The 19,209-nt window shown below is 39.7% G+C and carries 15 protein-coding genes and 1 other annotated feature; of the genes, 13 read left to right on the top strand and 2 right to left on the bottom strand.

What is annotated here, in order from left to right:
• Positions 1 to 459 precede the first annotated feature (459 nt).
• The 3 genes from lonB (at position 460) to yihA (ending at position 5,211) form a co-directional block, all read left to right on the top strand.
• Positions 460 to 2,118 carry an ATP-dependent protease LonB gene (lonB, locus tag NSQ44_RS13545; RefSeq protein ID WP_340857287.1) on the top strand — a complete coding sequence of 553 codons (1,659 nt, stop codon included), beginning with the start codon at positions 460 to 462 and terminating at the stop codon, positions 2,116 to 2,118.
• A gap of 187 nt (positions 2,119 to 2,305) precedes the next feature.
• Positions 2,306 to 4,630, top strand: coding sequence for an endopeptidase La (gene lon / locus NSQ44_RS13540; protein WP_340857286.1), 2,325 nt, complete (start codon positions 2,306 to 2,308; stop codon positions 4,628 to 4,630).
• A complete protein-coding gene (yihA, locus tag NSQ44_RS13535) occupies positions 4,627 to 5,211 on the top strand; it encodes a ribosome biogenesis GTP-binding protein YihA/YsxC (RefSeq protein WP_063387465.1) in 585 nt (194 codons plus the stop codon). Before lon ends, yihA begins: the two co-directional genes overlap by 4 nt.
• A gap of 70 nt (positions 5,212 to 5,281) precedes the next feature.
• Here the strand turns inward: yihA and NSQ44_RS13530 are convergent, their stop codons facing one another.
• The gene (locus NSQ44_RS13530) at positions 5,282 to 5,755 is read right to left on the bottom strand and encodes a hypothetical protein (protein WP_063387466.1); all 474 of its coding nucleotides are present in this window, start codon (positions 5,753 to 5,755) and stop codon (positions 5,282 to 5,284) included.
• Between the two features lie 195 nt (positions 5,756 to 5,950).
• Between NSQ44_RS13530 and hemA the strand changes: the two genes are divergently transcribed.
• From hemA to ysxE, 8 genes are all read left to right on the top strand, one after another.
• Positions 5,951 to 7,288 (top strand): glutamyl-tRNA reductase, encoded by a 1,338-nt coding sequence (hemA, locus tag NSQ44_RS13525; protein WP_340857284.1) that lies wholly within the window; start codon positions 5,951 to 5,953, stop codon positions 7,286 to 7,288.
• Positions 7,289 to 7,308: 20 nt separating this feature from the next.
• Positions 7,309 to 8,130 carry a cytochrome c biogenesis protein gene (locus tag NSQ44_RS13520; RefSeq protein ID WP_094246301.1) on the top strand — a complete coding sequence of 274 codons (822 nt, stop codon included), beginning with the start codon at positions 7,309 to 7,311 and terminating at the stop codon, positions 8,128 to 8,130.
• 23 nt (positions 8,131 to 8,153) lie between these two features.
• On the top strand, positions 8,154 to 9,095 hold the full coding sequence (gene hemC, locus NSQ44_RS13515) for a hydroxymethylbilane synthase (protein ID WP_340857283.1): 942 nt from the start codon (positions 8,154 to 8,156) through the stop codon (positions 9,093 to 9,095).
• A complete protein-coding gene (locus NSQ44_RS13510) occupies positions 9,092 to 9,889 on the top strand; it encodes a uroporphyrinogen-III synthase (RefSeq protein ID WP_094246299.1) in 798 nt (265 codons plus the stop codon). The genes hemC and NSQ44_RS13510 overlap by 4 nt, the downstream gene beginning before the upstream one ends.
• 3 nt (positions 9,890 to 9,892) lie before the next feature.
• Positions 9,893 to 10,876 (top strand): porphobilinogen synthase, encoded by a 984-nt coding sequence (hemB, locus tag NSQ44_RS13505; RefSeq protein ID WP_340857282.1) that lies wholly within the window; start codon positions 9,893 to 9,895, stop codon positions 10,874 to 10,876.
• A gap of 16 nt (positions 10,877 to 10,892) precedes the next feature.
• The gene (gene hemL / locus NSQ44_RS13500; protein ID WP_063387472.1) at positions 10,893 to 12,176 is read left to right on the top strand and encodes a glutamate-1-semialdehyde 2,1-aminomutase; all 1,284 of its coding nucleotides are present in this window, start codon (positions 10,893 to 10,895) and stop codon (positions 12,174 to 12,176) included.
• A gap of 133 nt (positions 12,177 to 12,309) precedes the next feature.
• On the top strand, positions 12,310 to 13,452 hold the full coding sequence (spoVID, locus tag NSQ44_RS13495) for a stage VI sporulation protein D (protein WP_066249753.1): 1,143 nt from the start codon (positions 12,310 to 12,312) through the stop codon (positions 13,450 to 13,452).
• Between the two features lie 73 nt (positions 13,453 to 13,525).
• Positions 13,526 to 14,539, top strand: a complete 1,014-nt coding sequence (gene ysxE / locus NSQ44_RS13490) for a spore coat protein YsxE (protein WP_340857281.1) — start codon at positions 13,526 to 13,528, stop codon at positions 14,537 to 14,539.
• Positions 14,540 to 14,557: 18 nt separating this feature from the next.
• On the opposite strand, the gene NSQ44_RS13485 is transcribed toward ysxE, so the two are convergent.
• Complete coding sequence (locus NSQ44_RS13485) at positions 14,558 to 14,749, bottom strand: hypothetical protein (protein WP_327847811.1); 192 nt, start codon at positions 14,747 to 14,749, stop codon at positions 14,558 to 14,560.
• A 146-nt stretch (positions 14,750 to 14,895) separates the two neighbouring features.
• Positions 14,896 to 15,118, top strand: a binding site (T-box leader).
• Between the two features lie 53 nt (positions 15,119 to 15,171).
• Here NSQ44_RS13485 and NSQ44_RS13480 point away from each other — a divergent pair.
• Both NSQ44_RS13480 and NSQ44_RS13475 read left to right on the top strand, forming a co-directional pair.
• Positions 15,172 to 17,814 (top strand): valine--tRNA ligase, encoded by a 2,643-nt coding sequence (locus NSQ44_RS13480; RefSeq protein WP_340857280.1) that lies wholly within the window; start codon positions 15,172 to 15,174, stop codon positions 17,812 to 17,814.
• A 106-nt stretch (positions 17,815 to 17,920) separates the two neighbouring features.
• A complete protein-coding gene (locus NSQ44_RS13475; protein WP_130156100.1) occupies positions 17,921 to 19,204 on the top strand; it encodes a bifunctional folylpolyglutamate synthase/dihydrofolate synthase in 1,284 nt (427 codons plus the stop codon).
• Positions 19,205 to 19,209 lie beyond the last annotated feature (5 nt).

Raw genomic sequence — 19,209 nt, 5'->3', positions numbered from 1 at the left:
GGAGGTCTGGCTGGCACGCCAAGTAACCTTGGTAACCTATCTAGTGATAGATAGCTGAACAGTCAGAAGTCAGCAGAGGTCATAGTATTAGTTGGTCTAGAACAACTAAGAAGGACCGAACAATTAAGAGAGAATAGCCCTTGGCATTCAGTGAGTCATGATGAACACAGAAAACGTAGTACCTCACTTGAGGAAGGAAGCGGTGAATCCCGTGGGAGACCTCTTGGAGGGTGGAGTGACCACTGGCATAAAGAGAACAGCTATTCACGGAAGTTATAAAGACTTGCGTCAATGATCTTAATTGAACCGCCGTATACCGAACGGTACGTACGGTGGTGTGAGAGGTCGGGGGTTAGTCACCCCCTCCTACTCGATGAAAATCCGTCCTCAACATATGTTTAATCCGTATATGCAAAGGAGATAATAGGGGATAAACATTTGTTGAGGAGGAAACTCAGGATGAACTGGACAGGGATTGCCCTTTTCATACAATTAATTTTCGGAGTCATTGTCGGTCTTTATTTTTGGAATTTATTGCGGAATCAGCGGACGCAAAAAATTTCCATTGACCGCGAGTCGAAAAAAGAAATGGAACAATTGAGAAAAATGAGAGCTATCCAATTATCAAAGCCGCTTTCAGAACGAATTCGTCCAAAAAGCTTTTCTGACATCGTCGGACAGGAGGATGGCATCAAAGCATTAAAAGCAGCTTTATGCGGGCCGAATCCCCAGCATGTTATTATTTACGGACCTCCTGGTGTAGGAAAAACGGCTGCTGCAAGGCTCGTTCTTGAAGAAGCGAAAAGAAATAAAAAGTCTCCTTTTCAACATAATGCTGTTTTTGTTGAACTGGATGCAACAACAGCGAGATTTGATGAACGGGGAATAGCTGATCCTTTAATAGGTTCTGTTCATGATCCCATTTATCAAGGTGCTGGGGCGATGGGACAAGCCGGAATTCCACAGCCGAAACAAGGAGCAGTGACTCATGCACACGGCGGCGTGTTGTTTATTGATGAAATTGGCGAACTCCATCCCATTCAAATGAATAAACTGTTAAAAGTACTTGAAGACCGAAAAGTTTTTTTAGAAAGCGCCTATTATAGTGAAGAAAATTCTCAAATTCCAAGTCATATTCATGATATTTTCCAAAACGGTCTTCCGGCTGATTTTCGCTTGATCGGGGCAACTACAAGAACACCATCTGAAATACCGCCCGCCATTCGCTCGCGCTGCCTTGAAGTATTTTTTAGAGATTTAACGGCCGATGAACTCGCGGTCGTTGCTCGGAAAGCGGCTGAAAAAGTAAATGTAAAAATTTCAGAAAAAGGAATATCCATTTTAACTTCTTATGCCCGCAATGGAAGAGAAATTGCCAATATGATGCAAATTGCTGCTGGAATTGCCATCACCGAGGACCGAAATGAAGTGAAAGTCGAAGATATTGAATGGATTGTCCATTCCAGCCAGCTTACACCAAAATATGAAAAGAAAATTGGAAATGAACCTAAAGTTGGACTGGTGAACGGTCTTGCTGTTTACGGACCAAACAGCGGCTCTTTATTAGAGGTGGAAGTGACGGTTATTCCGGCAAAAGAAAAAGGAACGATCAACATTACAGGTATTGTAGAAGAAGAAAACATTGGCGACCGCGGAAAATCCATCAAAAGAAAAAGCATGGCCAAAGGCTCCGTTGAAAATGTCATAACAGTGTTACGATCAATGGGAGTTAATGCCCATGATTATGATATTCATGTAAACTTTCCCGGCGGGGTACCTGTTGATGGACCGAGTGCAGGAATAGCGATGGCAACCGGCATTTTTTCTGCCATCCACAAAATTCCTGTTGATAATACCGTTGCGATGACTGGAGAGATCAGCATTCATGGGAATGTAAAACCGATTGGCGGAATTATTCCAAAAATAAAAGCTGCCAAGATGGCAGGTGCCAAAAAAGTGATCATACCAGAGGAGAATATGCAGTCAATTTTAAAAACGATTGAAAACATTGAAATTATTCCTGTTCGAAGCTTTCAGGAAGTGTTAGATTGTGCGCTCATCAATCCTCCAACGGAGCAAATTTATCCAGAGACAATCATAGAGAAAAAATCGGTTTAAACTAGCGTCTTCATTCCAAATGCCTAACAGGGTTCAGGCCGTGGCACTGAACCTTTATTTTTGTTGAGGCAGTTATTTATTCCTTTCAATAAAGATAAGTTTGAAAATAGACAGTGCAGAAAGAATAGGATAGAATTGAACAAGGACGCTGTATAATCTATTTTTCACATGATGGAGGTGTAAAAATATGGCGAAAAAAGAGAATAGAATCGTCCCCCTCCTACCGCTTCGAGGTTTGTTAGTTTATCCATCGATGGTGCTACATTTAGATGTAGGACGCGATAAATCTGTACAGGCGCTTGAGAAGGCGATGATGGATGATCATATGATATTTTTAACAACACAAAAGGAAGTTTCAATAGATGATCCAAAAGAGGATGATTTATACCATATTGGAACGCTGACGAAAATTAAGCAAATGCTCAAACTGCCGAACGGCACCATTCGCGTGCTTGTCGAGGGACAAAAAAGAGGCGAAATCAAAAGTTTTGAAAGCAAGGAACCATATATTTCTGTTCAAGTTGATACTTATGAAGAACCGCTTCAAAAAGATGTTGAAGAAGAAGCTTTGATGCGAACTGCGCTTGAATATTTTGAGCAATACATAAAAATGTCTAAAAAAATTTCAAGTGAGACGTTTGCAACCGTTTTGGATATAGATGAACCAGGAAGATTGGCCGATATTATTGCTTCCCACTTGCCGATCAAACTGAAAGATAAGCAAGAAATATTAGAAACATTTGATGTGAAAGAAAGATTAAATAAAATTATTCAAATGCTCCATAATGAGAAGGAAGTCCTGCAGCTTGAAAAGAAAATAGGCCAGCGGGTCCGTCAATCAATGGAACGGATGCAAAAAGAATATTATTTGCGCGAACAAATGAAGGCCATTCAAAAAGAGCTCGGAGAAAAGGAAGGGAAAACGGGCGAAATAGAAGATTTGACTGAAAAAATCGAAAAATCGGGAATGCCGGAACATGTTTATAAAACGGCTATGAAAGAGCTCAGCCGATATGAAAAAATCCCTTCAACATCCGCTGAAAGTGCGGTGATCCGCAATTACTTAGACTGGCTTATTTCCTTGCCGTGGAACAAGGCAACAGAGGACAGACTGGATATAAAGCTGGCGGAAGTGATCTTAAATGAAGAGCATTACGGACTAGATAAAGTAAAGGAACGGGTGCTTGAATATTTAGCAGTGCAAAAATTAACAAATTCGCTTAAGGGCCCTATTTTATGTTTAGTGGGACCGCCTGGCGTTGGGAAAACATCTCTTGCCCGTTCTGTTGCAAAATCATTAAATAGAAAGTTCGTTCGAATTTCTCTTGGCGGCGTTCGGGATGAATCGGAAATAAGAGGCCATAGAAGAACATATGTCGGTGCGATGCCGGGTCGGATCATTCAAGGGATGAAAAAAGCGGGAACGATTAATCCGGTATTTTTGCTGGATGAAATTGATAAAATGTCCAGCGATTTTCGCGGTGATCCTTCAGCTGCTCTTCTTGAAGTGCTGGATCCGGAGCAAAACCATAATTTCAGCGATCATTATATTGAAGAGCCATATGATTTATCAAAAGTCATGTTTATTGCGACAGCCAATAATTTAGCAACTATTCCAGGTCCGCTGCGCGACAGAATGGAAATTATCACAATTGCTGGTTATACCGAATTAGAAAAAGTTCATATCGCCAAAGATCATCTTCTTCCAAAACAATTAAAAGAGCATGGACTGAAAAAAGGTCACTTGCAAATAAGAGAAGAAGCAATTTTAAATATAATTCGTTATTACACGCGCGAAGCAGGGGTAAGAGGGTTAGAACGCCAAATCGCAGCAATATGCCGAAAAGCAGCGAAAACGATTGTAACAGGTGAAAGAAAAAGAATTGTTGTAACCGCTAAAACTCTTGAAGACTTTTTGGGCAAAAAATTGTTTCGATACGGTCAGGCAGAATTGCAGGATCAAATCGGTTTGGCGACCGGTCTCGCATATACGACGGTCGGCGGCGATACGCTGTCCATTGAAGTGTCCATCTCTCCGGGTAAAGGCAAGTTGATTTTAACCGGAAAGCTCGGAGATGTCATGAAGGAATCGGCTCAAGCCGCTTTCAGCTATATTCGATCTAGAACAAAAGAACTAAAGATAGATCCAGATTTCCACGAACAATATGATATCCATATTCATGTGCCTGAAGGAGCTGTTCCAAAAGATGGACCGTCTGCAGGCATTACGATGGCAACGGCGCTTATTTCAGCATTAACTGGAAGACCGGTTCGAAAAGAAGTCGGAATGACAGGTGAAATTACTTTAAGAGGCCGCGTTCTGCCGATAGGCGGTTTAAAAGAAAAAACATTAAGCGCCCATCGTGCCGGTTTAAAGAAAATTATTTTGCCGAAGGAAAATGAAAAGGATTTAGATGATATACCAGAAAGCGTGAGAAAAGAATTGACTTTTGTTCTTGTCTCACATATGGATGAAGTATTAAAACATGCATTGGCAGGAGAAAAAGAATGAAGGTAACAAAAGCAGAAATTGTCATAAGTGCGGTTAAATCTGATCAATATCCATCAACCGATTTTCCAGAAATCGCTCTGGCAGGAAGGTCTAACGTCGGGAAATCTTCGTTTATTAATAAAATGATCAATAGAAAAAATTTGGCGAGAACCTCTTCAAAGCCTGGGAAAACGCAAACGTTAAACTTTTATTTAATTAACGATCAATTTTATTTCGTTGATGTTCCCGGATATGGATTTGCCAAAGTGTCGAAAAGGGAGAGGGAAAAATGGGGGAAAATGATCGAAGCGTATTTGCTCAAAAGAGAACAGCTTAAAGCATGTATTCTTATCATAGACATCCGCCATGCACCTACATCTGATGATGTCATGATGTACGAATTTTTAAAATATCATGGAATTCCTGCAGTAATTGTCGCCACAAAGGCGGATAAAATTCCTAAAGGAAAATGGCAAAAACACTTAAAAGTAGTGAAGGAAACACTAAAAATGGAAAAAAATGATCCGCTTATTCTTTTTTCAGCAGAAACTGGTTACGGAAAAGAGGATGCATGGTCAGCCATTTATCCATTCCTATCATAAAATGAAATTGCTTTAGGCTGGATACAGAAGGAAAAGCTCGAGAAGCTTAACCGCTTCGAGCTGTTTCCTTTTATTTTTTTCTGAAAAACAATAAATACAAACCTGCAATAACAAAAAGAATCGGCCAAAAGGCTTGCCAATTGGAAACGCTCTTTTGAATAAAAGATGTCAAAGCGGAAGGAAAATAGTAAAGGAAACTTCCGATCAAAAGAAGGATAAATCCTTGTGCAAACCCGCTTTTTGCTTGAGCAGACCGAATGATGAAAGCAAGGGCAATGATCCAGATCATTGCGGTTAAATCATCAGGCCAGAACGGGAATGATTTTCCCCATAAAAAATGGATGCCAAGGCCAAGCAGCAGAACGGCAGGAACGATTGCTTGGTCATCCTTTTCCGCTTTTGCCTGAACCATAAAGGCGATGCCAAACATGATAAAAAAGAAAGGCAAAGTGTTCATGTTCATATTGAAAAAGAGATCGAAATTTTTCAACAAGAAATAAAGCCCGATCTCCAGCATAATCATAGCAACAAACGTCCAACGCACTTAACGATCACCTCTGTTTTGATGACTTGATTCCGGCTCTCTTTTTTGATAATATTTTTAATGTAATAATTAATATAATTTATATCTGTTTCTTACTTTATCATCATATCATACAGTTTCATATACTGTTCACATTTTTTTGTCGATATTTTGTTATAATAAAGTCAGTATGTATTTGCTTTTGGGGGGTCGGAGATGCATATTTTAGCTGTTGGGTTAAATTATAAAACAGCCCCTGTTGAAATTCGCGAAAGGTTGAGTTTTAGCAGCAATGATTTAGCTTCTGCAATGAAACGGTTGAAGAATGAAAAAAGCATTTTGGAAAACGTGATCGTTTCCACCTGCAACCGGACAGAAATCTATGCAGTTGTTGATCAGCTTCATACAGGGCGTTATTATATAAAAGCATTTTTAGCTGAATGGTTCAATATGGACATTGAGGAGTTCGATTCGTATCTAAAATACTTTGAAAATGAACAGGCTGTCCAGCACTTGTTTCGGGTGGCATGCGGCCTGGATTCTATGATTTTAGGCGAAACGCAAATTTTAGGACAAGTCCGTTCAAGCTTTTTATTAGCTCAAGAACATAACACGATCGGAACGATTTTTAATCAACTGTTTAAACAGGCAGTAACATTGGCTAAAGAAGCCCATTCGGAAACGGAAATCGGTTCAAATGCTGTTTCCGTCAGCTATGCTGCCGTAGAATTGGCAAAAAAAATTTTCGGCGACCTATCCAGCAAGCATGTGCTTATTTTAGGCGCAGGAAAAATGGGAGAGCTTGCCGTACAAAATTTACATGGCAGCGGAGTCAAACAAATTACGGTTATGAACCGTACATTTGAAAAGGCGAATGAATTGGCGAAGCGTTTTTCCGGACAAGCAAAAATAATGTCTGAGCTTCAGTGTGCGCTTATTGAGGCAGATATTTTAATTAGTTCAACAGGTGCAAAGAGTTTTGTGATTTCGAAAGACATGATGTTAGATGTTGAAAAGTTAAGAAAAGGCCGCCCGTTTCTGATGGTGGATATTGCGGTTCCACGCGATTTAGATCCTGCATTGAGTGAAATAGACAGCATTTTTTTATATGATATTGATGATTTGGAAGGAATTGTCGAAGCGAATTTGCAGGAAAGAAAAGAAGCGGCTGAACAAATTGAAATCATGATCGAGCGAGAGGTCTTGGAGTTTTCGAAATGGCTGAATACATTAGGGGTTGTTCCGGTTATTGCTGCATTGAGGGAAAAAGCTCTTCTTATCCAATCGGAAACAATGAAAAGTATTGAACGGAAGCTGCCGAATTTGACAGAACGCGAAAGAAAAATATTAAATAAACATACGAAAAGCATTGTCAATCAAATGTTGAGAGATCCGATTTTAAAAGTGAAAGAGCTGGCTGCTCTTCCAAATGGCGAACAATCTTTGGAATTATTTAAAGAGATTTTTAATTTAGATTTAGATGAAGAATTAATAGAACAAACTCCTTCCGTTCAATTAAAAACGCATTCAAAAAATGTTTCACTTGAAATGTAAGTGAAAGGAAAAACTACTATATGTTTGATTGGAATATCATTAGATTAAACGAATTGATGATTGTTTTATATGCATTGAGCGTTTTCTTATATTTTATAGATTTTTTGCATCATAACCGGAAGGCAAACAAAATAGCCTTCTGGTTACTTTCTATTGTCTGGGTTTTACAATCCTTTTTTTTATTTTCGCAAATGGCGCAAACGGGCAGATTTCCGGTTTTAAACATAGCGGAAGGTCTTTATTTTTATGCATGGGTATTGGTCACTCTTTCCCTTGTGATCAATCGGCTGCTTCGAGTCGATTTTATTGTCTTCTTTACGAATGTCATTGGTTTTATCATTATGGCCATCCGGACGTTTGCTCCTTCAGAGGCAGTATCGACTGAAGTATCCAGCAGGTTAATTTCAGAACTGTTATTGATCCATATCACGATGGCGATACTATCATACGGAGCGTTTTCGCTTTCATTTGTTTTTTCCATTCTTTATTTGATACAGCACAACTTATTAAAAAAGAAAAAATGGGGGAAAAGGCTTCATCGCATTCAAGATTTGGCAAAACTGGATTATATGACATATGTTTTAAATATGATCGGTGTACCTATATTGCTATTAGCTCTCATTTTAGGAATGATATGGGCTTATTTAAAGGTGCCAAATTTGAACTGGTATGATGCAAAAGTGATCGGCTCATTTTCTGTTTTAGGCATATACAGTTTTTATTTGTATGCCAGAGTAGTAAAAGAGTGGCAATGGAAAAGAATTGCCTTTTTAAACGTTGCCTCATTTTTAGTGCTGTTAATTAATTTCTTTTTATTTGGAAGCTTATCGAATTTCCATTAATGCATGTGCTCAGGAGGATGTTTATGCGAAAAATTATTGTCGGGTCAAGGCGAAGTCGGTTAGCAATCGCCCAAACAAATTGGGTGATCGAGAGATTAAAAGAGCTTGGAGCCCCATTTGAATTCGAAATAAAAGAAATTGTCACAAAAGGTGATAAAATAGTTGATGTCACTCTTTCAAAAGTAGGCGGGAAAGGCCTTTTTGTAAAAGAAATTGAGCAGGCTATGCTAAACGGTGATATTGATATGGCCGTGCACAGCATGAAGGATGTGCCGTCTGTCTTGCCGAATGGCTTGACGATCGGCTGCATTCCTAAACGAGAAGATTACCGCGATGTTTTGATTTCGAAGAATTGCCAAACTTTAAGAGATTTGAAAGCTGGCGCTGTTGTTGGAACGAGCAGCTTAAGAAGGAGCGCCCAAATTTTAGCCGTCCGCCCCGATGTAACCGTCCGTTGGATTCGCGGAAATATTGATACGCGTCTAAAGAAGCTGCGGGAAGGCAACGATTATGATGCAATCATTTTAGCAGCAGCAGGTCTTAAACGAATGGGCTGGAAAGACGAATTGGAAAAAGCGTACTTTTTACCGCCTGATATGTGCGTTCCGGCAGTCGGTCAGGGAGCTTTGGCGATAGAATGCCGAGAAGATGATCATGAACTGCTTGCAGCTTTAAGAAAACTAAATGACGAACGGACGGAGAAAGCCGTTTTAACAGAGCGGGCTTTTTTGCATGATATGGAAGGAAGCTGTCAAGTGCCAATTGCCGGTTTAGCTCAAGTTGATGAAAATGAAGAAATTGTGTTAACAGCACTTGTTGCATCTCCGAATGGAAAAACGGTATATAAAGAGACGAAAACTGGAAAAGATCCGAATTTACTTGGAAAGGATATGGCAGCACTTCTATCATCTCAAGGCGCCAAAGAGCTGGTCGAACAAGTGAGAAAGGAGCTAAACCATGAATGAGTGCTGAAAAACCATTGAATGGTTTTAATGTGTTAGTGACGAGAGCGAACAGCCAGGCTGCCGAATTCTCAAAGAAAATTCAAGCGGCGGGAGGCTGTCCTATAGAAGTTCCGTTAATTGCAACGAGGAAAACAGAAACGGATTTCAATGCCCTCCCCGTTTTAAAACAGTTAACATCTAAAGACTGGATTGTTTTTACTAGTGCAAACGGCGTTCAATATTTTTCCGAACATGTAAAAGACTTGTCATTGGAATTAGAAGATCTGAAAAACGTCAACGTTGCTTGCGTCGGTATAAAGACAAAAAAAGCTGCGGAGAAAATAGGATGGAAGGTTTCTTTATGTCCTGAAGAGTTTCGTGCCGAAAGCTTAGCGGAAGAATTAATCGATCATGTTCGGCAAGACAGCAAAATAGTAATTGCCCGCGGGAATTTGGCACGCACTTATTTACGTGAAGTATTAACAGAAAAAAAGATTTTTTTCTTTGATTTTGTTGTTTATGAAACAATACAATTGTTGGAAAATGAAAAAGAAGTGTTGCATTTGCTTGAAAATAAAACGATTGATTTTATTACACTGACGAGTTCTTCCACAGCTTCTGCATTTATGCAAATTGTCAAAAGAAACGGGCTGGAAAACAGGGTTCGGGATATTGTGTTTGTTTGCATCGGACCGATCACAAGAGATAAATTGCTGTCTTATAAAATAAAGTGTACTTGCATTATGCCGGAAAAATATACAATTGATGGAATGCTGGAAAAAATGTGTACATACGCAGAAAAAAGGGAGGAATAGATCATGCTGAATTTTGCACGGCACAGACGATTGCGGCATACAGCTAATCTGCGGGCTATGGTCAGGGAAACCCGCCTTCATAAAGAAGATTTAATATATCCGATTTTTGTTGTCGAAGGAGAAAATCAAAAAAATCCAGTGCAATCGATGCCGGGAGTTTTTCAAGTTTCATTGGACCTGTTAAATGAAGAAATTGAAGAAGTTGTCAAGCTGGGAATTAAATCAGTTATTTTATTCGGCATTCCTCATGAAAAGGATGATGTCGGTTCAGGAGCATACCATGATCATGGCATCGTGCAGCGGGCTATCGCTCAAATTAAACAGCAGCATTCTGATCTTGTCGTTATCGCAGATACTTGTCTATGCGAATATACTGATCACGGTCATTGCGGAGTTGTGGAAAACGGACAAATTGTAAATGATGCTTCGTTAAAATTATTAGCCAAAACAGCTGTCAGCCAGGCAAAAGCCGGGGCGGATATAATTGCTCCATCCAATATGATGGACGGATTTGTCGCAGCCATTCGGGAAGCGCTTGATGAAGAAGGATTTGTTCATATTCCAATTATGTCATATGCGGTCAAATATGCCAGTGCTTTTTACGGACCGTTCCGGGAAGCAGCTGAAAGCACGCCGAAATTCGGTGATCGGAAGACGTACCAGATGGATCCGGCTAACAGGCTGGAGGCATTAAGGGAAGCAGAAGCAGATGTTGAACAAGGATGCGATTTTTTAATTGTGAAACCGGCGCTTTCTTATTTAGACATTGTCCGTGATGTTAAAAATCATTTTAACCTTCCTGTCGTTGCTTATAATGTAAGCGGCGAGTACTCAATGATTAAAGCGGCAGCTGAAAATGGATGGATTGATGAAAAAGGCACTGTCCTTGAAATGCTTACAAGCATGAAAAGAGCCGGCGCGGATTTAATGATTACGTACCATGCAAAAGATGTTGCCCGTTGGTTAGATGAACAGTCTGATTATTGAAAAGGGGGCTCATTTCATGAAATATGAACGTTCGAAAAAAGCATTTGAAAAAGCGAAGACGTTGATGCCCGGCGGGGTCAACAGCCCTGTGCGCGCGTTTAAATCCGTTCAAATGAATCCGATCTTTATTGAGCGCGGAAAAGGTTCTAAAGTGTATGACATTGATGGCAACGAATATATTGATTATGTTCTTTCATGGGGACCGTTAATTTTAGGACATGCAAATGACAGAGTTGTTGAAGCATTAAAGAAAATAGCGGAGCAAGGAACGAGCTTTGGGGCGCCGACCTTGATTGAAAATAAGCTGGCGGAGCTTGTTGTGGAGAGGGTTCCTTCCGTTGAAATTGTGCGGATGGTGAACTCTGGTACGGAAGCGACAATGAGCGCATTGCGCCTTGCCCGCGGATATACGGGAAGAAATAAAATTTTAAAATTTGAAGGATGTTATCATGGCCATGGAGATTCGCTGCTCATTAAGGCTGGATCAGGAGTTGCCACATTAGGGCTTCCGGATAGTCCAGGGGTGCCGGAAGGAATTGCCCAGCATACGATTACTGTTCCATATAATGATTTAGAGAGCGTCCGCTTTGCTTTTGAAAAATTTGGCGAAGACATAGCTGCCGTGATCGTCGAGCCAGTAGCCGGAAATATGGGTGTTGTACCGCCTAAAGAAGGCTTTTTAGAAGGCTTGCGCGAGATCACCAAACAATACGAATCGCTTCTGATTTTTGACGAAGTGATGACCGGTTTTCGCGTTGACTATCATTGCGCCCAAGGATACTTTGGAGTGACTCCGGATTTGACATGTTTAGGAAAAGTCATTGGAGGAGGACTTCCAGTCGGAGCCTATGGCGGACGGGCGGACATCATGGAAAAAATCGCTCCTGTCGGTCCTATTTATCAAGCGGGGACACTTTCAGGAAATCCGCTTGCGATGACAGCCGGATATGAAACACTCATTCAGCTTACACCAGACACATATAAAGAATTTAAAAGAAAAGCGGATAAATTAGAGGAAGGATTGCGCAAAGCTGCTCAAAAATATGAAATCCCTCATACGATTAATAGAGCGGGATCAATGATCGGATTTTTCTTTACAAATGAAGATGTTGTCAATTACGAAAAAGCAAAAACATCAAACCTTGATTTTTTTGCAAAGTATTATCGTGTTATGGCGGATGAAGGCATTTACTTGCCGCCTTCCCAATTTGAAGGAATGTTTCTGTCAACAGAGCATTCGGATGAAGATATTGAAAAAACAATTGAAGCATGTGAAAAAGCTTTTTCGGTTTTGAGATAACGAGCTAAAAGGACTAGCTTCTGATTGAAGCTGGTCCTTTTATTTTTGTTTCCCGTGCATATTTTGCCATCCTCCTTCATACATCTTTAATGGCACGATAAATTAGATTGATTGGAGAAAGGAGGAAGTCCGCATGTCCATTGAAGAAACGTCCGTTTTACGATTTTCGGTAGAGGAATCGGTCTTGTTTCGCCATCATTTTCAACCTTCTGAACTATTGTCCATTTCACTGGAACCTGACATCTCAATTGAAGAACATGATGGATATGTAACGATAAAAGGTGCTCTAGAGCTTTCTGGAGAATACAAATTCGATGGAGAGGAGCAACAGAACGATAAACTTCTTCAAACCTCCTCCATCGCCCGTTATATACAAAATGTAGAAGCGAGAAATGACGGTGTAATGGAATTTAGACACGAGCTTCCGGTCGATATTACAATACCAAAAAAAAGAATTGCCAATTTAGAAGAGGTGTTTGTGGCGATTGAATCATTTGATTATGATTTTCCGGAAGCAAATGGTTTAAAGCTTATAGCTGATCTATCCATTTACGGAATTCGAGAAGAGCAGGCGGAAGAAACTGCTGCAAATGAAGTGGACGAGATCATAGATGCTGAAGCGGAAATCTCAACCGTTCGACAGTCTGATGAAAGGGAAGAAGATGAAACCGAATCAACGCTCAAAGAAAATCGTTTCAATGATGAACCAATCAACAAAGCGGAAAATATTGAAAAAGACAATGAACAGAAAAGTCTTAATGAATATTTCGAATTCGATACAGCCGAACGCGATCAAAATGAGCAAATCGAAGATGATCGTGATGTTGTTCAAAAGGATGACAATGAAGAGACGGCAGACATTGTTTTTATGATGCCATTAAAGAGAGAAGAAGAAACGGAAACGGATTACGATACATTCACTGTTGAAGCGAAGAAAAATCAAGTCAGTTTGGAAGAGAAAGGCCGCATTGAAGAAGAAAAGCCAGTGATCAATAAAATTTCCAATTATGTCGAAAAAGACGATGAAGAAAAAGAATCTGTAAGGAAAAATGATAACACCTTATATTTAACAAAATTGTTTACGAAAAATGAAGAAGAAGAATTTTCTAAATTAAGAATGTACATTGTCCAGCAGGGAGACTCGCTCGAAAATATTTGCGAACGCTACAACATTACACTCCAGCAGCTCAATCGAGTAAATCAATTTCACCATGATAAAGAGATTAGTGAAGGAGACATTTTATATATCCCGGTTCTTGAAACACAACAAACGTAATTTTTGCAAGCGGCTTGAGAGGGATCAAACCAGCTCAAGCTTTTCTTTATTTTCTTTAAAGGCGTGTGGGAAGATGAGCGATGATCTGAAAACGGCCATGAGGATTTTGCAGCATTATCCAATCAAACCGATTTATTTAGAGAAAAAAACAAAAAATGTCTTGAAAATTCATTGTGAAAAAAGAACATATGCTTTAAAACGAACAACGATTAAAAAGCAAAGAAACATTCTAAAATTATATTCAATTTTTCACGACTTTCCATCTTTAGGAATCGTGCCGATTTATAGGACAACGAACGGAAATGTGTTTGTTAATGACTCAACGAAATCGTTTTATTTAATGCCTTGGATGGAAGGTTCAATCGTTGATGAAAAAAATGCCTCAATCCTTTTTTACCACTTAGCGAAACTCCATAAAAAAACAAAACAGGAAATCAACATACCTCTAGTTCAGCTCGAAAATGTGTATCAACAGATTCAGAACAAGTGGAAGAGAAATTTCAACCTGCTGGAAGCATTTATGGAACAAATCGAAAAAAAATGGTATATGTCGCCTTTTGAATTGGCGGTCTTCAGCTATTATTTTGAAACGAGGCAAGCCATCTTATTTGCTGAAGCAAAGCTTGATGAGTGGTATAACGAAATAAAGCAATCCCCTCACATGCGAATTGCACTGAACAAAGTAAATGTCTCCTTATCTCATTTTCTGTTCAATCCAAAAGGGAAAATTTATTTTATTAATATGGAAGATGCAGCATTTGCTACTCCAATTTACGACCTTTTCTTAATGTTTATGAACCTCTCCGAAACGGAACCAACCGTTAGTGATCAAAATGTGCAATATATATCAGATTACGAAAAAGTGCTTCCTTTAACAAAAGCTGAGAGATTGCTGTTGGTAAGCTATTTATCTTATCCAGCCAAATTAGTAAAGCTTGTCCGGCAATATCAAAAAAAGAAAAGCGAAAAGGGAGAATTAGAATATTGCAAACAGCTGTTAAGAGCATACTGGCAAATGAAAAATACCGGGTACATTGCTTTAAAATGGAATGAAAAACTAGAAAACGATTCATTGGCATCAGAATGAATGGGGGATCTGTCAGCTTTAACCCCGTTCCATATACAACGCGGCTGCTAGAAATAGTAAAATGGCTAATAAAATAATATCAAACATAGTTGGTAAAAGGATTGTTCGAATTCCCTGAAAAATCATTAAAGGAACGATGAACTGTTCAAGAGTAGATCGGAATTGTTTAATAAACGATTGAATATAGTATGGTTTTATTTTTTTTCTCATGTTGATCACCTTCAACTTTATTAACTTATATTATGAAATAAAGAACATTTTGTGATTTTTGTTTAAAGGTTAAGGAAGATGGGGAAAATATTGACGAAAAAAACAATTTTTTAGTACTATTAAATATAGAAATTTATATAGTTTGTGAAAATGTGTTGAAGGGGAGTAGTACAACGAACGACTCCTTCCAGAGAGGGAAATCGCAAGCTGGAAGATTTCCTAGGAGATCCCGTTGGAAAGTCGCCCTGGAGCAGCTTCCTTGAAAGCTTTTAGTAAAGGGAGCCGGCATTAGCCGTTACTTGAAAGAAGTGCACAGACGTATCTGTGAAAAAAGGTGGTACCGCGAAAACATCTCCTTTCGTCCTTTTAGGATGGAAGGAGTTTTTATATTTTAGAATGAAAATAAGGAGGTTTTCATAAATATGTCGAATTCAGAAATCACTCTTTCCCCAAAATACGATCCGAAAACGGTTGAAGAGGATCGGTATGCATTTTGGCTCGAGGGAAAATTTTTTGAAGCAAAAGATGATGAGGGGAAAACTCCTTTCACGATCGTTATTCCTCCGCCAAACGTCACCGGTAAGCTTCACCTTGGACATGCATGGGATACAACTCTTCAAGATATTATTACCCGAATGAAGCGAATGCAAGGGTACGATGTTTTGTGGCTGCCAGGGATGGATCATGCGGGAATCGCCACACAAGCCAAGGTGGAAGCAAGGCTGCGCGAAGAAGGGAAAAGTCGGTATGATCTCGGGCGGGAAAAATTTGTAGAAGAAACATGGAAATGGAAGGAAGAATATGCAGACCATATTCGCAAACAATGGGCAAAATTAGGCCTTGGTCTTGACTACACAAGAGAGAGGTTCACCCTTGATGAAGGTCTTTCAAAAGCTGTAAGAGAGGTTTTTGTATCGCTTTATAAAAAAGGTCTTATTTACCGAGGAGAGTACATTATTAACTGGGATCCGGTGACAAAAACAGCCCTTTCCGATATCGAAGTCATTTATAAAGAAGTGAAAGGGGCACTTTATCATTTAAAATATCCGCTGGCTGATGGATCCGGATATATTGAAGTCGCGACCACTCGCCCGGAAACGATGCTTGGGGATACAGCAGTGGCAGTTCATCCTGATGATGATAGGTATAAGCATTTAATCGGAAAAACAGTGAAGCTGCCAATAACAGGACGGGAAATTCCGATCGTCGCAGACGAATATGTCGATATGGAATTCGGTTCAGGAGCAGTAAAAATAACTCCTGCACACGATCCGAACGACTTTGAAATCGGAAACCGCCACAATTTAGAAAGAATATTAGTCATGAATGAAGACGGGACAATGAATGAAAAAGCGGGAAAATATGAAGGAATGGATCGCTTTGAATGCCGGAAGCAGTTGGTGAAAGACCTGCAGGAGGAAGGAATTTTATTTAAAATTGAAGAGCATATCCATTCCGTAGGCCATAGTGAACGAAGCGGAGCAGTTATCGAGCCGTATTTATCAACTCAATGGTTTGTGAAAATGAAGCCTTTGGCCGAAGCTGCTTTGAACCTTCAGAAAACAGAAGGGAAAGTTCATTTTATTCCTGAACGATTTGAAAAAACGTATTTGCATTGGCTGGAAAACATTCGCGACTGGTGTATTTCCCGTCAGTTATGGTGGGGACATCGCATTCCAGCTTGGTATCATAAGGAAACAGGCGAAGTTTATGTTGATCATGAGCCGCCTAAAGATATTGAAAATTGGGAGCAGGATCCAGATGTGTTAGATACATGGTTCAGCTCTGCTTTATGGCCGTTTTCAACAATGGGCTGGCCTGATAAAGAGGCAAAAGATTATAAACGCTATTATCCGACAGATGTCCTTGTTACCGGGTATGACATTATTTTCTTTTGGGTTTCGCGGATGATTTTCCAAGGATTGGAGTTTACTGGGAAAAGACCGTTTAAAGATGTTTTGATTCATGGACTTGTACGCGATTCAGAAGGAAGAAAAATGAGCAAATCATTAGGCAATGGCGTCGATCCGATGGATGTTATTGACAAATACGGTGCGGACTCTTTGCGCTACTTTTTAGCTACCGGCTCAAGCCCAGGACAGGATTTAAGATTCAGCTTTGAAAAAGTAGAAGCCGTGTGGAATTTTGCCAATAAAATATGGAACGCCTCCCGCTTTGTACTGATGAATTTGAACGGTTTAACATATGAAGAAATTGATTTAAACGGAAAAAAATCAGTGGTAGATAAATGGATTCTCACACGGTTAAATGAAACGATTGAGCTTGTCACAAGACTTGCGGAAAAATATGAATTTGGCGAAGCCGGTCGGGTGCTGTACAATTTTATTTGGGATGATTTTTGCGACTGGTATATTGAAATGGCAAAAATTCCGCTGTACGGAAATGATGAGGAAGCGAAAAAGACAACTCGTTCCATTTTGGCATATGTGTTAGATCAAACATTGCGACTCCTTCATCCTTTTATGCCGTTTATAACAGAAGAAATTTGGCAGCACCTTCCTCATCAGGGAGAATCGATTACAATTGCTTCATGGCCGGTTGTACGTCAGGAGCTTTCTGATGAAAAAGCTGCAAACGAAATGAAGCTTCTAGTTGATGTGATTCGCTCAGTCCGTAATATTCGCGCTGAAGTGAACACGCCGATGAAGAAGCAGGTGGATATGATCATTCATGCTCATAGTGAAGAAGTTAAAAACCAGTTGGAGAAAAACCGCAGCTATTTAGAGAGATTTTGCAATCCTAGCTCATTAACAATTGATACAAACATTGAAGCTCCTGACAAGGCTATGACAGCTGTTGTGAGCGGGGCAGAAGTATTTCTTCCTCTTGAAGGGCTCATTAATGTGGAAGAAGAAATCAAACGGCTTGAAAAAGAATTAGAGAAATGGAATAAAGAAGTCGAGCGCGTTCAGAAAAAGCTTGCCAATGAAAGATTTATTAAAAAAGCACCGAAAGAAGTCGTAGAAGAAGAGCGGGCAAAAGAAAAGGACTATTTAGAAAAACAGCAGGCGGTGTTAAAACGACTTCAGGAGCTGAAAGGCTAAAACAAATCCGGGTATGCCCCGGATTTTCTTCCATCAAAACGTTTATGATACATCCGGCCATTCAAATTCATTGAAAATGTTCGAGAGTTCAAGGAGGGGAATTTATATGTTTCAAACATATGAAGAAGCACTCAAGTGGATACATTCCCGCCTAACCTTTGGAATAAAGCCTGGTCTCCAGCGAATGGAATGGATGATGGAAAAGCTTGATCATCCGGAAAGAAGATGCCGCTTCATTCATGTAGCCGGAACAAACGGGAAAGGATCAACGATTGCTTTTATGCAAGAGGTGTTAAAAGCCGCTGAATATAAAGTAGGTGCTTTCACCTCGCCTTATTTGGAATCATTCAATGAACGAATTACGATAGATGGCAATCCCATTTCTGAAGAGGAAATATTGCAGCTATCCAATGTGATCAAACCGGTTGTTGACGAGCTTGAGAAAACGGAGCTTGGAGCACCGACAGAGTTTGAAGTCATTACGGCGATGATGTTTTATTATTTTGGTAAAATCAACGTGCCGGATGTTGTTTTATTAGAAACAGGACTCGGGGGAAAATGGGATTCTACGAATATTGCGAATCCTATTCTTTCAGTGATTACAATGATTGGACATGATCATTTAAACATCCTTGGCTCAACGATAGAAGAGATTGCAGAGCAAAAGGCAGGCATTATTAAAAACGGAGTTCCTGTCATTACAGCTGTGGAACAAAAGGAAGCCCTTGATGTCATTGAGCGTGTTGCAAAAGAAAAAAAAGCAAAGCATTATTGGCTCACTAGGGATTTTCACGCAGGAGATTTTGATGAATTTTTTGTACAAACCCCCTTTAAACGATATAACAGCCTTTCATTACAGATGAAAGGAAACCATCAAGCGATCAATGCTGCACTGAGTGTCATGACGCTTGATTATTTAAGAGTTTATTATTCGTTTATCATAGAGGAGGAGCATATACAGGAAGGATTGAAGCGCACTTTTTGGAAAGGGCGGTTTGAAGAAGTAAAGGAAAAACCGAGAGTCATTTTGGACGGAGCACATAATCCGGAAGGAATGGCAGCGTTGAAAGAAACTGTACAAAAGTTTTACCCTGATAAGAAAATCATCATGTTATTTTCGTGTGTGAAGGACAAGCAATATAAAGAAATGATCGAGCAGGCTGCACAAATGGCAAATCGAATTATTTTTACAACCTTTCATTTCCCGAAAGCAGCTGATGCGAAAGAATTATACGAGGCTTGCGACATGAAGGATAAAGAGTATGCAGACAATTGGGAGCTTGCCTATGAAAAGATTATCAACACAATGGATGACGAAACGGTTCTCATTATTACAGGTTCCCTTTATTTTATCGGTGAAGTGAGAAAACATATAAAACATAGCTCATGAGTACG

Source organism: Aeribacillus sp. FSL M8-0254 (genome assembly GCF_038008845.1).
GTDB classification, from domain to species: Bacteria; Bacillota; Bacilli; order Bacillales; family Aeribacillaceae; genus Aeribacillus; species Aeribacillus composti.
The sequence above is the reverse complement of the archived record's forward strand: the minus strand, read 5'-3'. Positions and strand labels throughout refer to the sequence as shown.

What these genes read in the sequence shown, in the direction of transcription:
- lonB (WP_340857287.1), top strand. Translation starts at nt 460, where the DNA reads ATGAACTGGACAGGGATTGCCCTTTTCATACAATTAATTTTCGGAGTC.
- lon (WP_340857286.1), top strand. Translation starts at nt 2,306, where the DNA reads ATGGCGAAAAAAGAGAATAGAATCGTCCCCCTCCTACCGCTTCGAGGT.
- yihA (WP_063387465.1), top strand. Translation starts at nt 4,627, where the DNA reads ATGAAGGTAACAAAAGCAGAAATTGTCATAAGTGCGGTTAAATCTGAT.
- hemA (WP_340857284.1), top strand. Translation starts at nt 5,951, where the DNA reads ATGCATATTTTAGCTGTTGGGTTAAATTATAAAACAGCCCCTGTTGAA.
- NSQ44_RS13520 (WP_094246301.1), top strand. Translation starts at nt 7,309, where the DNA reads ATGTTTGATTGGAATATCATTAGATTAAACGAATTGATGATTGTTTTA.
- hemC (WP_340857283.1), top strand. Translation starts at nt 8,154, where the DNA reads ATGCGAAAAATTATTGTCGGGTCAAGGCGAAGTCGGTTAGCAATCGCC.
- NSQ44_RS13510 (WP_094246299.1), top strand. Translation starts at nt 9,092, where the DNA reads ATGAGTGCTGAAAAACCATTGAATGGTTTTAATGTGTTAGTGACGAGA.
- hemB (WP_340857282.1), top strand. Translation starts at nt 9,893, where the DNA reads ATGCTGAATTTTGCACGGCACAGACGATTGCGGCATACAGCTAATCTG.
- hemL (WP_063387472.1), top strand. Translation starts at nt 10,893, where the DNA reads ATGAAATATGAACGTTCGAAAAAAGCATTTGAAAAAGCGAAGACGTTG.
- spoVID (WP_066249753.1), top strand. Translation starts at nt 12,310, where the DNA reads ATGTCCATTGAAGAAACGTCCGTTTTACGATTTTCGGTAGAGGAATCG.
- ysxE (WP_340857281.1), top strand. Translation starts at nt 13,526, where the DNA reads ATGAGCGATGATCTGAAAACGGCCATGAGGATTTTGCAGCATTATCCA.
- NSQ44_RS13485 (WP_327847811.1), bottom strand. Translation starts at nt 14,749, where the DNA reads ATGAGAAAAAAAATAAAACCATACTATATTCAATCGTTTATTAAACAA.
- NSQ44_RS13480 (WP_340857280.1), top strand. Translation starts at nt 15,172, where the DNA reads ATGTCGAATTCAGAAATCACTCTTTCCCCAAAATACGATCCGAAAACG.
- NSQ44_RS13475 (WP_130156100.1), top strand. Translation starts at nt 17,921, where the DNA reads ATGTTTCAAACATATGAAGAAGCACTCAAGTGGATACATTCCCGCCTA.